Origin of the sequence: Micromonospora sp. NPDC050495 (assembly GCF_040655175.1) — a bacterium.
Classification (GTDB): Bacteria; Actinomycetota; Actinomycetes; order Mycobacteriales; family Micromonosporaceae; genus Micromonospora.
Window position 1 is genome coordinate 82,843 of the sequence record NZ_JBFAJK010000025.1, and the last position, 14,420, is coordinate 97,262.

The 14,420-nt window shown below is 69.7% G+C and carries 12 protein-coding genes; 10 read left to right on the forward strand and 2 right to left on the reverse strand.

What is annotated here, in order from left to right; all coding sequences use genetic code 11:
• Window positions 1-144: 144 nt before the first annotated feature.
• The 6 genes from AB0I11_RS22670 (at window position 145) to AB0I11_RS22695 (ending at window position 9,772) form a co-directional block, all read left to right on the forward strand.
• Entirely contained in the window at window positions 145-6,237 is a 6,093-nt protein-coding gene (locus AB0I11_RS22670) for an RHS repeat-associated core domain-containing protein (RefSeq protein ID WP_357323764.1), read from the forward strand.
• Window positions 6,238-6,295: 58 nt separating this feature from the next.
• Window positions 6,296-6,754 (forward strand): hypothetical protein, encoded by a 459-nt coding sequence (locus tag AB0I11_RS22675; RefSeq protein ID WP_357323767.1) that lies wholly within the window; start codon window positions 6,296-6,298, stop codon window positions 6,752-6,754.
• Window positions 6,755-6,943: 189 nt separating this feature from the next.
• A complete protein-coding gene (aroC, locus tag AB0I11_RS22680; RefSeq protein WP_357323769.1) occupies window positions 6,944-8,122 on the forward strand; it encodes a chorismate synthase in 1,179 nt (392 codons plus the stop codon).
• A 52-nt stretch (window positions 8,123-8,174) separates the two neighbouring features.
• On the forward strand, window positions 8,175-8,684 hold the full coding sequence (locus AB0I11_RS22685; protein WP_357323772.1) for a shikimate kinase: 510 nt from the start codon (window positions 8,175-8,177) through the stop codon (window positions 8,682-8,684).
• A gap of 111 nt (window positions 8,685-8,795) precedes the next feature.
• Window positions 8,796-9,581 carry a helix-turn-helix transcriptional regulator gene (locus AB0I11_RS22690; protein WP_357323775.1) on the forward strand — a complete coding sequence of 262 codons (786 nt, stop codon included), beginning with the start codon at window positions 8,796-8,798 and terminating at the stop codon, window positions 9,579-9,581.
• Entirely contained in the window at window positions 9,578-9,772 is a 195-nt protein-coding gene (locus AB0I11_RS22695) for a DUF397 domain-containing protein (RefSeq protein WP_357323778.1), read from the forward strand. Before AB0I11_RS22690 ends, AB0I11_RS22695 begins: the two co-directional genes overlap by 4 nt.
• Window positions 9,773-9,911: 139 nt before the next feature.
• Here AB0I11_RS22695 and AB0I11_RS22700 read toward each other — a convergent pair whose 3' ends face one another.
• Both AB0I11_RS22700 and AB0I11_RS22705 read right to left on the reverse strand, forming a co-directional pair.
• Window positions 9,912-10,715 carry a cytochrome c oxidase assembly protein gene (locus AB0I11_RS22700; RefSeq protein ID WP_357323781.1) on the reverse strand — a complete coding sequence of 268 codons (804 nt, stop codon included), beginning with the start codon at window positions 10,713-10,715 and terminating at the stop codon, window positions 9,912-9,914.
• Complete coding sequence (locus AB0I11_RS22705; RefSeq protein WP_357323783.1) at window positions 10,712-11,236, reverse strand: DUF2243 domain-containing protein; 525 nt, start codon at window positions 11,234-11,236, stop codon at window positions 10,712-10,714. Before AB0I11_RS22705 ends, AB0I11_RS22700 begins: the two co-directional genes overlap by 4 nt.
• Window positions 11,237-11,365: 129 nt before the next feature.
• Between AB0I11_RS22705 and aroB the strand changes: the two genes are divergently transcribed.
• From aroB to nusB, 4 genes are all read left to right on the forward strand, one after another.
• Window positions 11,366-12,442, forward strand: coding sequence for a 3-dehydroquinate synthase (gene aroB, locus AB0I11_RS22710; RefSeq protein ID WP_357323786.1), 1,077 nt, complete (start codon window positions 11,366-11,368; stop codon window positions 12,440-12,442).
• Window positions 12,439-12,879 (forward strand): type II 3-dehydroquinate dehydratase, encoded by a 441-nt coding sequence (aroQ, locus tag AB0I11_RS22715; RefSeq protein ID WP_357323789.1) that lies wholly within the window; start codon window positions 12,439-12,441, stop codon window positions 12,877-12,879. The genes aroB and aroQ overlap by 4 nt, the downstream gene beginning before the upstream one ends.
• Window positions 12,880-13,296: 417 nt before the next feature.
• On the forward strand, window positions 13,297-13,854 hold the full coding sequence (efp, locus tag AB0I11_RS22720; RefSeq protein WP_013285503.1) for an elongation factor P: 558 nt from the start codon (window positions 13,297-13,299) through the stop codon (window positions 13,852-13,854).
• A gap of 23 nt (window positions 13,855-13,877) precedes the next feature.
• Entirely contained in the window at window positions 13,878-14,288 is a 411-nt protein-coding gene (nusB, locus tag AB0I11_RS22725; RefSeq protein WP_357323806.1) for a transcription antitermination factor NusB, read from the forward strand.
• The last annotated feature ends 132 nt before the right edge of the window (window positions 14,289-14,420 follow it).

Genomic DNA, 14,420 nt, shown 5'->3' on the forward strand with positions numbered 1-14,420 from the left:
CGCCGCACTATCGCTTCGGACACGGGGAAGGTCGCAGTGGCTCCTGCGCGCGTGCGAACAGCCGGAACATTAAGGAAGTGGAACAGAACCGTCAGATCCCGGTGGGGTCGGGCGGCAACACTTGTCCTAGCCGCAAGTCTGGTGATGACGATCTCGGATATCCCCGCTCGTCGTGCAGATGCGGCACCCAAGCCCAAGCCGGCGGGGGTGTTGGAACGTCCGGACGAGATGGCTGCTCTCATCACCGCCCGCCTGACCGGCCAGAACGTCCGCATCACCGGCATGATCAGCGATTCCGCGGAGTACGTTGCGCACCCGAACGGCCAGATTGAGGCGACTGTTCATGCCGGCCCGGTCCGGATGCGACAGAACAACAAGTGGGTGCCGATCGACCTCACCCTCCAGCCTGACCCTGACGGGTCGGTGCGGGCCAAAGCACACCCGCTCGGTCTGCAAATCTCCGGCAAGCGCGGGGGTGCCGGTGAGCTTGCCGCGGTCGGTAGCGGAAACGGACGGTTCGCCCTCGGCTGGCCGGGCGCCCTGCCGGCGCCGCTTCTAGTCGAGAACCGCGCCACTTACCCCGAGGTGGCACCCGGGATCGACCTGGTGGTTGAGGCTACCAGGACCGGCTTCTCGCAGTACCTGACGGTGAAGAGCCGCGAGGCGGTGGACCACCTGCCGTCACTGGCGCTTTCGCTGAGCGGCAAGGGCCTGGCCTCGTTCAAGCAGGATCCGTCGGGCGGCCTGACCCTGCTGAACGGCGGGGGCAAGCCGGTAGCCACGGTGCCGGCCCCTCAGATGTGGGACGCGCGGCGTACCGCTGGCTCGGAGGACCCCACTCGCCGCGCGATGGTGAAGGCGAAGGCCGAACGGCTGCCGGCTGCCGATCGCAGCACTGTCCCTGGGGGGCTCATTATGCGATTGCAGCCCGACCTAGCCTGGCTGAAGGATCCGGCGACCGAGTATCCGGTCACCATCGACCCGCAGATCAACCCGCTCTACACCTCCTTCGACACGTACGTGAAGGAGGGAGACGCGGTCGACCGTAGTGCCGCCAACGACATACAGCTCGGCCTGTTGGCTGGCTCGCCGAGCGTCAAGGCCAGGGGTTTTGTGCACTGGCCGGTTTCTGCACTCGCCGGCAAGCAGATCACCTCGGCGACGGTCTACTTCTGGAACTTCTGGTCGAACACCTGCACCGCGAACTCGTGGGAGATCTGGACCACCGGGGCGGCCTCGTCCGCGACCCGCTGGGGTACCCAGCCGACCTGGATCCAGAAGGAGGCGACCTCTACCCAGACCAAGGGCTACTCGTCGGCCTGTGACGACGGCTGGGTGAGCATCAGCGGCACGAACTTCTTCCAGCGCGCCGCCACGGCCGGGCAGTCGACCGCATACATGGGCGTGCGGGGCACCGACGAGAGCAGCGGCAACAGCTTCAAGCAGTTCCGCTCCCGCAACGCGGTAGACAGCAGCCAGGTCCCGTACGCCGTGGTGAACTACGACTCGTATCCGACGGTAGGCATCCGCTCGACGGTGCCCTCGACGGCCTGCGCCACAGGCGCCTCCCGGCCGATCGTCAACACCGCTACCCCACAGCTCAAGTCCGTCCTCTCCGACGCCGAGGGCTCCTCGGTCAAGGCCGAGATCGAGTGGTGGACGCTGTCCGGGACCACCAAACTAGGTAGCACCATAACCGCCACCGCTGCCTCCGGCAGCACCTTCGCCGCCACTGTGCCAACCGGCGTGATGAGCAACGGCTCGTCCTACAAGTGGCGAGTTCGTGCCAACGACGGCACCGTCGATGGCGCTTGGTCGCCGTTCTGCGAGTTCACCGTCGACACTTCGATTGGCAGCCCGCCGCTTGTCAGCTCCTCGACCTATCCCCAGGACCAGTGGGGTGGAGATGCCAACGTCGCTGGTGATTTCACCTTCGACCCGAACGGCATAGCCGACGCCGCAGCCTACGAGTACAGCCTCGATGTGCAGCCGCCAAACAAGGTGGTCAATGCGCCGTCGACGGGAGAGCCGGCCACCGTGAGCATTACGCCGGCCACCCCCGGCTGGCACAAGCTCTGGGTCCGTACGCGAGACTCAGCCGGCAACGTCACGGCGCTGAGCGGGTACCCGTTCAAGGTCGGCTCCGGCTCGCAGGACTCGCCGAAGGCCGGTGACATCAGCGGCGCCAAGGTTGTCCTCGTCTCCAGTGCCGCACCGTCCTTCGTCGACGTCACCTACCAGTGGCGGCGGGCCGGCTCCGACGGCTGGGTCGCCATCCCGGCGGGCCACGTAACCTACGCCGTCGGTGGTGGCGCGGTGACCTGGCCCGTCTCCCTCGCCAGCGGCATCGCGCCCCAGCTGAACTGGGATGTCTCCGCCACCCTCGCGTCTATCGACGGGGCCGGCATCCCCCGGGACGGACCCGTCCAGGTCCGGCCCTACTTCAACCTGAGCAACTGGGGCGCGCCGGCCGACCTGGTCAAGTTCCGCTTCGACCGGAACCTGGCCTCCGCCGACACCGCCCAGGTGGGGCCTGGCTCGGTCAACCTGATCACCGGCAACTACCAGCTCTCCGCTGACGACGTTTCGGTGGCCGGTCTGGCCATCTCCCGGACGGTCAACAGCCGGCAGCCGCTCGGGCTCGACCCGCTGTTCGGCCCCGGCTGGGTGTCCGGGCTGGTGGTGTCCGATGCGGACGCGCCATACACGAAGCTGACCACCTACGGCAGCCTGGCCCAGGTCAAGCTGCCGGATGACTCAACGATCGGCTTCACCAAGGTCGACAGCGCTGGCGTCAACTACGAGCCGCACGTCGGGGCCGAGTCCTTGAAGCTCACCTTCAACTCGGCCACCAGCACCTTCACGCTGTCCGACGACAAGGGCAACGTAGTCACCTTCACCCGGACCTCAACCGACCCGGCGGGCGTCTACACGCCCACCTCGGTCACCGCACCCGGGTCGGGCAACACGACCGCCTACTCCTGGGAGAAGGTCACCCTCGGCACCACCGACATCATGCGACCGACCCGCCTACTGGCTCCGGTGCCGGCCGGGGTCAGCTGCACCACGCTGGTCCGCGGCTGCCGCGCCCTCACCTTCACGTACGCCACCACGACCACGGCCACCGGCCTCGGCGACGGCCAATGGGGTGACTACGCCGGTCGGGTGAAGGAGATCTCGTACACGGCATGGGACCCCGATCTCGGCACCCCGGCGATGCGTACCGTCGTGCTGGCCCACTACACCTACGACAGCACCGGCCGGCTCCGGACCTTCAACGACCCCCGGCTGGACTACACCGACGGCAGCGGAGCCCACTCGCTGCGGACCGTCTACTACTACGACTCACACGGCATCATCGTCTCGCTCACCCTGCCGGCCCAGCAGCCGTGGCAGTTCTCGTACACCACCCTGCCGAGCGACCCGGGCAACGGTCGTCTCTACAAGGTCACCCGGTCGGCCCTGGCCGCCGGAACCTCAGTGGAGACGGTCGTCTACCAGGTGCCGACCTCCGGCACGGGGGCGCCGTACGACCTGTCCGGCACGCAGACCGCCCGGTGGGGCCAGAATGAGCCGCCGACCGATGCTACGGCCGTCTTCCCGGCGACTCAGGTGCCGACTGGCGACCCGGCGGCCGGTACGCTGCCCAGCTCGTACGAGCGGGCGACGGTGGGCTACCTGGACGCGAATGCGCGGACCGTCAACACGACGCAGCCGGGTGGCTACGTCAGCACCACTTGGTACGACGGTTACGGCAACACGGTGGGCGAGCTGAGCGCGGGCAACCGTCAGCGGGCGCTGGACGCGTCGACCACGGACAGCGCAACCGCCGAGGCCCAACTGGCAGCAGCCCTGCGGGAGACCTCGGTTTACTCCACCGACGGGCGGCTGCTGCTGGAAACCTCTGGGCCGGAGCATGACCTCATCCTGTCGACCGGCACGGTCGTCCGCGGCCGAACGCACACCCGGTACACCTATGACGAGGGAGCGCCGGCAACCGGTGGGCCCTACAACCTGGGCACCACGGAACGGGTCTCGGTCAGCTACGTCGACGCCGGCCAGACCGTCGACGTCGACACCCGCACCACGACGACCCAGTACGACTGGACGTTGCAGCAGCCCACGGTCCAGATCGTCGACCCTGGCGGGCTAGACCTGACCACGCGGACGGCGTACGACGCCAGTGGCGCGGTCGTCTCCCAGACGACTCCTGGCGGCGGCGACTCGACGACGACGCCCGCCACCCGGCAGACGGTCTACTACACGACGACGGCCAACTCCACCTATCCGGAGTGCGGTGGCCGTGCCGAGTGGGCCCGCTCTGTCTGCCGAATCAACCCCGGTGGTCAGCCGGAGCAGGAGCAGCAGCTGCTGTCGAAGGTCACGACCTATGACTTCTATGGCCAGCAGAGGGCCGTGACCGAGCTGAACTCCTCGGGCGTCCAGCGGACCAGCACGCTGACCTATGACGGCGCCGCCCGCCAGTTCGAAACGACGGTTACGGGGCCAGTGTCGTCTGGTGAGCCAATCGAGAAGCGGCGTAATGTGTACGACCAGGCCAGTGGCCTGTTGGTCCGAACCGAGACAGTGAACGGATCGGGCATGGTCACGGCACAGGTCGTCCGTGGCTACGACGCTCTGAGTCGGTCCACGTCCTACACGGATGCTGATGGCAACGTGTCGACGACTACTTACGACATCGCTTCCCGTCCCAGCGTCATCAACGACGGGAAGGGAACCCGCACGTTGACCTACGATGGGGGCACGGAGCGTCGCGGTCTTCCGACGCAGCTCGCCGACAGCCAGTCGGGCAACTTCGTCGGCAACTACGACGCGGACGGTGTCCTTGCCAGCCAGACCGCTCCGAACGGTCTCGTGACGTCGGTACGAATGGACGAGGCGGGGCTTATCACCAATCTCACCTACGTCAAGCCGGGCTGCGGTCAGAGCGCCTGTATGGTGTACGCCGAGACCGTCAGCTACAGCGGAAGCGAGGAGCGGCGGGTCAGCACCTCGACGCTCTCCGGCCGGGCCTACGCCTACGACGCGGCGGGGCGGGTGACGACTGTCCAAGACACGGTGTCAGGGCAGTGCGTTACCCGGTCTTACGGGTTCGACCAAGCTACCAATCGTGTTGACCTAACCACCTACGGTGCCGCGGCCGGTGGTGGTTGCCAGTCCGCTACTGGGCTGACAAGCCAGACGTGGGACCATGACTCCGCCGATCGGCTCGTCGACACCGGTTACAGCTACGACGCCCTGGGGCGGACGCTCACGCAGCCGGCGGCCGACTCGGCAGTGCCGGGCGGCGGAAGCGCCCAGTTCACGTACTACATGAACGACATGGCGCGCACCGCAGCGCAGGGGAGCCGGCAGGCGACGTATACGTTGGATGTGCTGAGCAACCGGTTCCGTTCCTGGACCGACACGGCGACCGGCCTGGTGAGGCGGCACCACTACAGTGACGAGGGGGACAAGCCCGCCTGGACCGACGAAGGCAACGGAAACAGCACCCGGCAGGTGTTCGGCTTGGCTGGCGTCGCGGGTACCTTTGCCAACACAATCGGTGTCACCTGGGCCATCATCAACGTCAACGGTGACAACGTGGCGGGGATGACCGAGACCGGCTCCGGACTCACCTACACGAGCGAGTATACCGAGTACGGGTTGGCGCGAAACAGCGCCGACGCGGGCAGCCGCCGGTACGGCTGGCAGGGTTCAGCCCAGCGGGCGGCGGACACCCCGGGTGGAGTCGTCTTGATGGGCGCCCGCATCTACAACCCGGCCACCGGTCGCTTCCTGTCTAACGACCCGGTCTATGGCGGCAACGCGAACTCGTACGACTATTCCACCGGTGACCCGGTCAATAAGCACGACCACTCCGGCGCGCTGTCATGCTGGAGTTACAACAGATATTGGTCGAAGTGGTACTACTGGTGGGGATCGTACGGTGGTATGCGTTACAGCCTGGACTTCAGTTGCTATCTGTCTCACGGAGATTTCGCCTGGATCGGCCGTTACGGATTGGCGTACGGTTTGATCGCCGCCGGCCTTACGGGCTGGTTCGCGGCGGCCTACGCCATCGCGGGCTTTATCCTTACCATCATGTATTTGGAGTACGACCACTGGTGCCGCGGTAGGGGGGCGACCTACAAGGGTCGGCTTAGGACCTACTATCACCGGAACTGGACCCGCTCACATTTCAGTGCGTCGTACCGTGGCTGGTACTGCAACTAAACCGGAATGCGGTTGATGGATGAGACCCACAGTGGATGTGCGGTTAGCCCCGGAGGCGGTGGCGAAGTTGATGCCGGCGCCGAGGTCGATCGTGAACGGTGATGAAGCGGCGTCCGTCGTGTCTGTCTGTTGCCTGCGCCAGGCCGGTGTGAGTCGACTGGCGGTGAGCCTCATGGTCGACGAGGTCACCGCCAGGCGGTTCGCCCGCACCTGCCGCCTGGGGGCATGGTGGGGACGGTGGATGATGCCCAGCGTGCTCGTTGCGGCAGCGGTGATTCTGCTTCTCGCCGTCGTCGACGCCGTAGGAGAGGAGAGACGTCTGCTGTCCGTGGCGCTGGTCCTGGCTCAGGTGCTGGCGGCCGTGACGCTGGTCGGCAGGCTCGTGTTGTCGTCGCTCGCTTCTCGGCATCATCCGAGGCTGAAAGTGCACGGTGTGCTGATCCGTAGCGTCGACCGTGAGGTGGCTGAAGTCTGGGCTGACCTCAACCCGAGGGGGGCCATCGAGATCCTGGGCTAGGTGGGTAGCGCGTCGCAGATTGCGGCGTGTACGGAAGGCGATTCGAGTAGTGACAACCAAACAGGCGCCGCCGGTTCTGCGACCGGCGGCGCCTGTTTGCCCCCTACGGGAGTGAACGGTCGTGTCCGCAAGGCGGGACGGGGCAGGTACGGCGTTGCGGAGGCCACCGGGCGTGACAGACTGACCGCTGTGTTGCGCTGGCTGACTGCAGGTGAATCGCACGGACCCGCCCTCGTCGCGCTGGTCGAGGGGGTGCCCGCCGGGGTCGAGGTGACCACGGCGGAGATCGCCGGTGAGCTGGCCCGGCGCCGGCTCGGCTACGGGCGCGGCGCGCGGATGGCGTTCGAGCAGGACGAGGTCGAGATCATCGGCGGGCTCCGGCACGGCGTGACGATCGGCAGCCCGGTGGCGATCCGGGTGGGCAACTCCGAGTGGCCCAAGTGGCAGACCGTGATGGCCGCCGACCCGGTCGACCCGGAGGAGCTGGCCCGGCAGGCCCGCAACGCCCCGCTCACCCGGCCCCGTCCCGGCCACGCCGACCTGGCCGGCATGCAGAAGTACGGCCACACCGACGCCCGGCCGATCCTGGAGCGGGCCAGCGCCCGGGAGACCGCCGCCCGGGTGGCCGTCGGCACGGTGGCCAAGGCCCTGGTCCGGCAGGCGCTCGGCGTCGAGATCGTGTCGCACGTGGTGGAGCTGGGCCCGGTCGCCGTGAAGCCGGGCCTGCGGCCCACCCCGGAGGACGCGGTCCGGATCGACGCCGACCCGCTGCGCTGCCTCGATCCGGAGGCCAGCGCCCGGATGGTGGCCGAGGTCGACGCCGCGAAGAAGGCCGCCGACACCCTGGGCGGCGTGGTCGAGGTGCTGGCGTACGGGGTGCCGCCCGGCCTCGGCAGCCACGTGCAGTGGGACCGCAAGCTCGACGCCCGGCTGGCCGCCGCGCTGATGTCCATCCAGGCGATCAAGGGGGTGGAGATCGGTGACGGGTGGCAGCAGGCCCGGTCCCGGGGCTCCGCCGCGCACGACGAGATCATCCCGACCGCGACCGGGGTACGCCGGGTGACCGACCGGGCCGGCGGCCTGGAGGGCGGCATCACCACCGGCGAGCCGCTGCGGGTGAAGGCCGCGATGAAGCCGATCTCCTCGCTGAACCGGGCGCTGTCCACGGTCGACGTCAGCACCGGCGAGCCGGCCACCGCGATCAACCAGCGTTCCGACGTGTGCGCGGTGCCGGCGGCGGCGGTGGTCGCCGAGGCCATGGTCGCGCTGGTGCTGGCCGAGGCCGCGGTGGAGAAGTTCGGCGGCGACTCGGTCGCCGAGCTGCGCCGCAACCTGGCCGGCTACCTCGACCACCTGGTGATCCGATGAGCGCGGGCAACGCCGCGGCCGGCACCGGGGTCGCGGACGGGCGGTGGCTCGGATGAGCACTCGGCCGGTCTGTGTGCTGGTCGGGGCGCCCGGCTCCGGCAAGACCACGGTGGGGCAGGCGCTCGCGGCGATCCTCGGCGTGGCGTTCCGGGACACCGACGCCGACATCGAGGAGCTGGCAGGCAAGCCCATCCCGGAGATCTTCGTGGACGAGGGGGAGGAGCACTTCCGTACCCTCGAACGGGCCGCGGTGGCGGCGGCGCTGGCGGCGCACCCGGGCGTGCTCGCCCTCGGCGGCGGCGCGGTCCTCGCCGAGGAGAACCGGGCCGCGCTGATCGGACACACCGTGGTGCACCTGTCGGTGGAGTTGCCCGACGCGGTGAAGCGGATCGGCCTGGGCGCCGGCCGGCCGTTGCTGGCGCTCAACCCGCGCGCCACCCTGAAACACCTGATGGAGCAGCGCCGGCCGCTCTACGCCGAGGTGGCCACCGCGACCGTGGTCACCGACGGCCGCAGCCCGGAGGAACTGGCCGCCGAGATCGCCGCGCTGCTCAAGCCCTGATGCGGGGGCGCTGCTCCGGCTGAGGATCCCCTGGACCGCCTGCCACCCACAGTGGAGAATGCCAGGGCACGCTACGGAGCGCGTTCGCACGCTTGCAGAAGGAGTACGTGGGTGGACTTCGACATGTGGATCCGCGCGTTGAAGGCCGCGCGGGCGAGTGCGGACGTCTCCCAGGAACGGATGGCGAGCCTGGTCAAGTGGAGTCCGTCCACGGTGGCCGCGATCGAGACCGGCCGGCGCAGGCCGACCCGCGAGTTCGCGATCGCGGCCGACCAGGCGCTGGAGACCGGTGGCCTGCTGACGGAGCTGCTGGAGGCAGCCGACCGGGAACGCTCGCCGAGCTGGTTCGCCACCTGGCGCTCCTACGAGTCGCAGGCCGTGCGGCTGCGCGCCTTCGAGCCATGCCTGATCCCGGGACTGCTCCAGACCGAGGAGTACGCCCGGGCGATCATCTCGGCCGGCGGCTTGAACCCGTCGGACACTGTGGACGAGCTGGTCAGCGTCCGGATGGAGCGGCAGCACCTACTGACCCGGGAGGTTCCCCCGGAACTCGTCGCCGTCCTGGACGAGAGCGCGCTGCGCCGGCCGATCGGCGGTCCTGCGGTGCTGGATGCACAGCTCGGGCACCTGCTGGAGCTCGCCCGGCTCCCGCACGTCTGGCTCCACGTCATTCCCAACGATGTCGGCGCGCACGTCGGGCTCGCGAGCGGATTCATCCTGGCGGACCTGCCCGCTGACGAGCAGGTGCTGTATCTGGAGACCGTCGCCCGCGGCCAGGTCGTTGACGACCCGGGCTCGTTGCGCCTGATTCGGCGCAAGTGGGATAGCCTGCTCGGCGAAGCTCTCTCAGAGCGGGCCTCGCTGGATCTGATCATGAAGCTGAAGGTGACCCCATGATCATCATCGACGGCCCTCGCTGGCGGACGTCGATTCGGTCCGCAGATGGCGGGGGAAACTGCATCGAGGTCGCGGACAACCTGCCGGGTCGGGTGCTGGTCCGGGACAGCAAGGACCGGCAGGGGCCCGTGTTGACCTTCGCTCCCGGCGCCTGGCGCGCATTCCTCGGGTACGCCAGAACCCGCCCGTAGTCCGGCCGCAGCCGCCGGACCGGCGCCTTGGCGTGGTTCAATCCGCTTCACCTTCGTCGGGCAGGCGGTCGCCCCGACGCTCAAGCACCTGATTGAGCCAGCGTCGCCCGCTCTCTGCCGAGGTGGCGGCCGCGACGCCTCAGCTGTTAGGAAGGGGCCCCTGTACAACGCGAGGCGTTAACCGGGTGCCCCTCCCTACTTCGGGTCGCCAGGTGACGAGCAGGGCGAGGGCGAGCAGGATCTCGGCCAGGTCGCCGAAGTAGTACATCACCGTCGCGCCGGCCCGCAGCTCGTCGACGGTCGCCGGGACATTGACCAGGACACCGGCGTAGAGCAGCTGGGCGATCGCGGCGTGCGCGGTCACCGCGACGCCGAGCACGACCAGGCGCACCGGGACCCGGGGCCGGTGCGGCCCGGGATCGGGACCGGCGACGGCCCAGGCGAAGAGGTAGCCGCTGAGCACGAAGTGCGCGTGCACCAGGTCGTGCAGCAGCGGACTGCTCAGGGTGGCCCGGTACAGCGGGGTGAGGTAGAGCAGCCACAGTCCGCCGGCGGTGAGCAGCAGGCCGGTCGCGGGATGGGCCAGCACCCGGACGGCGGGGTGGCGCAGCAGCCGGAGCGCGGCCCGGCCGGTCCGCCGGGACACCGTGCGCAGCGCGAGGGTGCCGGGTGCCCCGAGCACCAGGGCCAGCGGCGCGAACATGCCGAGCAGCAGGTGCTGCCACATGTGCCCGACGAAGCCGCCGCCGGGCCAGGCCAGCCCCGCCGCCAGCAGCAGCGCGCCGAGCCCGAAAGCCGCGGTCCGCGCGTGGCGCCAGCCGGCCTCGCCCGGGTCGCGCTGCCGCAGCGCCGCCGCCAGGTAGAACCAGAACAGCACCAGGGGTACGAACGCCGTCGCCGGGAAGCCACCGGACGCGTGCCCGGCGTGGTCGGCGGCGGTCACGGCCGGTCGGGGGCGCAGAGGTCCACGCTTCGGGCGCCGCGCTGCACGAGCCACCCGACCACCAGGAGAACCGCGCCGAGGGCCAGGAAGCCGAGGTCCCACCAGAGTTGGTCCGGGCCGCCGTGCACGTGGTGGATGCCCAGCAGGTGATGATCGATGACGCCTTCGACCAGGTTGAACAGCCCCCAGCCGAACAGGATCCAGCCCCAGAGCATCGGTGCGCGCCACAGCCGCCCGCGGGACCTGGTGACCCGGGCGTAGAGCAGGGCCAGGCCGAGGAGCACGGCGGTCCAGGTGACCACGTGGAAGAGCCCGTCCCAGAGCGTGTTCATCCGCAGCCCGGGCACGGTGTCGACGGGGTAGTTCCTGATCCCTACGTTGTCGGTGTTGGTGCTGCTCAGCATGTGGTGCCACTGCAGCACCTGGTGCAGGCCGATGCCGTCGACGAAGCCGCCGAGACCGATGCCGAGGATGGTGGCGGGCAGCCGGATCCGGGTCGCGTCGGTAGTGGCTCGTGGCATCGTCGTGCTCCTCCGTCCCGAACCTTCCGGCCGCGATACCCGCGGCGCGGTCGGGCAAACGCCCGGACCACCGATCACGGAATGGACAGTCGCCCCGCGCGTGCCGCCGCCTCGACTAGGCTGCCCGCGATGGACGAGGTGACCCGGATCCCGGTCGGCGGCGAGCGGCCGTACGACGTGCTCGTGGGACGTGACCTGCTCGACCCGCCGCCCCGCCTGCTGCCCGGCGCGGAGCGGGTCGCCTTCCTGCACGCGCCCCCGCTGAAGGGCCTGGCGGACAGGCTGGCCGAGCGGGTGCGCGCGGCCGGCGTGGCGCCGCTGCTGATCGAGGTGCCGGACGCCGAGGCGGGCAAGCACGTGGACGTGGCGGCGGCCTGCTGGGACCGGCTCGGCGCGGCCGGCTTCACCCGCACCGACGCGGTGGTCGGGGTGGGTGGCGGCGCGGTCACCGACCTGGCCGGGTTCGTCGCGGCCTGCTGGCTGCGCGGGGTGCGCTGGGTGCCGGTGGCCACCTCGCTGCTCGGCATGGTGGACGCGGCCGTCGGCGGCAAGACCGGGATCAACACCGCCGCCGGCAAGAACCTGGTCGGCGCCTTCCACCCGCCGGCCGGGGTGATCTGCGACCTGGCGACCCTGGACAGCCTGCCCCCGGCCGACCTGGCCGCCGGGATGGCCGAGGTGGTCAAGTGCGGGTTCATCGCCGACCCGGTGATCCTGGAGCTGGTGGAGCGGGATCCGGCCGCCGCGCTCGACCCGGCCGGGCCGGTGGCCCGCGAGCTGATCGAACGCGCGGTGCGGGTCAAGGCCGGCGTGGTCGCCGGCGACCTGCGCGAGTCCGGGGTACGCGAGGTGCTCAACTACGGGCACACCCTGGCGCACGCGATCGAGAAGCTGGAGGGCTACCGCTGGCGGCACGGCCACGCCGTGGCGGTGGGGCTGGTCTACGCGGCCACCCTGGCCCGGCTCGCCGGCCGGCTCGACGCGGCCACCGCCGAGCGGCACCGGGCGGTGGTGGCCGCCCTCGACCTGCCCACCGGCTACCGAGCCGACGCCTGGCCGGAGCTGCTGGCCGCGATGCGGGTGGACAAGAAGGCCCGGGGGAACACGTTGCGCTTCGTGGTGCTGGACGGGCTGGCCCGGCCGGCGATCCTGGAGGGCCCGCCGGACGAGCTGCTGCACGAGGCGTACCAGGAGCTCAGCTCGTGAAGGTCTACGTGCTCAACGGGCCGAACCTGGGCCGGCTCGGCACCCGCCAGGTCGACGTCTACGGCGTGACCAGCTACGCCGACCTGGTGACCATGTGTGAGGAGACCGGCCGCGAGCTGGGGCTGGACGTGGTGGTCCGGCAGACCGACGCCGAGCACGAGCTGCTGGGCTGGTTGCACGGGGCGGCCGACGAGGCGGCGGCCGTGGTGCTCAACCCGGCCGCCTGGTCGCACTACTCGATCGCGGTACGCGACGCCTGCGCGCTGCTGCGCGGCCCGCTGATCGAGGTGCACATCTCCAACATCCACGCCCGCGAGGAGTTCCGGCACCACTCGGTGGTGTCGGCGGTGGCCACCGGGGTGATCTGCGGCCTCGGCGTGGACGGCTACCGCCTGGCCCTGCACCACCTGGCGGCCCGGCCGGACCTCGGCGCCTGACCGGCGGCCGTCCAGCTCGCGCCCGCCGGTCGGACTGCGGCGGTTGCTCTCCGTAGCCCCTGACATTCGTCACACTGTGTGGCCGGCTGTGGCGTTCGCGGCCGGGGCTGCTTGCCGCCTATGCTCTGCAGCCACTGACGCAGCACCCCGTCGATCTGCGGCAATCAGGTCTGCCCGCTCTGCAGCCATCGGCGCAGCCCTTACTGAGCGTCAGCTGTTGCGCGGGTGGCTGCAGAGCAAAGGGAGCAACGGGCGGGGTGGGAGGGGCGGCGCGCGGTTGCTCTGAGTGATGTCGATCACCGTCGCCGTGCTGGCGTCGGGCGGGACAGCCTGGCGGGCGCGCAGCGCGGCGGACCCGGTTCGACACAGCTAGTAGACTTCGTGGGTCTGTCCGCCAATTGATGATCAAGGCAGGAAATGGCCACCACCAACGACCTCAAGAACGGCCTGGTGCTCAACCTCGACGGCGAACTCTGGGCCGTCGTCGAGTTCCAGCACGTCAAGCCCGGTAAGGGTGGCGCATTCGTGCGTACCACGCTGAAGAACGTGCTGTCCGGGAAGGTGGTCGACAAGACCTTCAACGCGGGCACCAAGGTTGAGACCGCGACCGTCGACAAGCGCACCATGCAGTACCTCTACGCCGACGGCGAGGACTACGTCTTCATGGATCTGGAGACGTTCGACCAGATCACCGTCCCCGGCGGCACCGTCGGCGAGGCCGCCAACTACCTCCTCCCCGAGGCCGAGGCGACCGTCGCCACCCACGAGAGCGTGCCGCTCTACATCGAGCTGCCCACCTCCGTGGTGCTCGAGGTCACCTACACCGAGCCGGGTCTGCAGGGCGACCGGTCGACCGGCGGCAACAAGCCGGCCACCGTCGAGACCGGCGCGACCGTGCAGGTGCCGCTCTTCATCACCACCGGCGAGAAGATCAAGGTCGACACCCGCGACGGCCGTTACCTCGGCCGCGCCTGATGGCTGAGGGTCCCAAGCAGCAGATGCCGGCGCGTCGCAAGGCGCGCAAGCGGGCGCTGGACGTGCTCTTCGAGGCCGATCTGCGGGACCGGCCCCCGGTCGAGGTGCTCGCCGGCTACCTCGAGCGGATCGAGAAGCCCCACCCGGAGCACCTCGGCTACGCGGTGGGCCTGGTCGAGGGCGTCGCGGCGCACCTGGACCGGATCGACGAGGTGATCGCCAGCTACGCCGAGGGCTGGACGCTCGACCGGATGCCGGCGGTCGACCGCAACCTGGCCCGAATCGCCGTCCACGAGTTGCTCTACGTCGACGAGATCGACGACGCGGTGGCGATCAGCGAGGCCGTCGAGTTGGCCCGACAGATGTCGACCGACGACTCGCCGCGCTTCCTCAACGGCCTGCTCGGCCGGATCGCCGAGTACGCGACCCGCTGACGCAGCCGCCCCGGAACATGACGAAGGGCCCGTGCCGGACGGATGCTGTTGGTTAATTCGGGTTCTGCTGCTTCGCCCCGTCGGATCTATCCGGCGGGGCGAAGTTGTGCGAAGTGGCTGATGCGGGTGGCG

Coding starts and splice junctions, on each gene's coding strand:
- AB0I11_RS22670 (WP_357323764.1), top strand. CDS start 145: ATGACGATCTCGGATATCCCCGCTCGTCGTGCAGATGCGGCACCCAAG.
- AB0I11_RS22685 (WP_357323772.1), top strand. CDS start 8,175: ATGAGCACTCGGCCGGTCTGTGTGCTGGTCGGGGCGCCCGGCTCCGGC.
- AB0I11_RS22695 (WP_357323778.1), top strand. CDS start 9,578: ATGATCATCATCGACGGCCCTCGCTGGCGGACGTCGATTCGGTCCGCA.
- AB0I11_RS22705 (WP_357323783.1), bottom strand. CDS start 11,236: ATGCCACGAGCCACTACCGACGCGACCCGGATCCGGCTGCCCGCCACC.
- aroB (WP_357323786.1), top strand. CDS start 11,366: ATGGACGAGGTGACCCGGATCCCGGTCGGCGGCGAGCGGCCGTACGAC.
- efp (WP_013285503.1), top strand. CDS start 13,297: ATGGCCACCACCAACGACCTCAAGAACGGCCTGGTGCTCAACCTCGAC.
- nusB (WP_357323806.1), top strand. CDS start 13,878: ATGCCGGCGCGTCGCAAGGCGCGCAAGCGGGCGCTGGACGTGCTCTTC.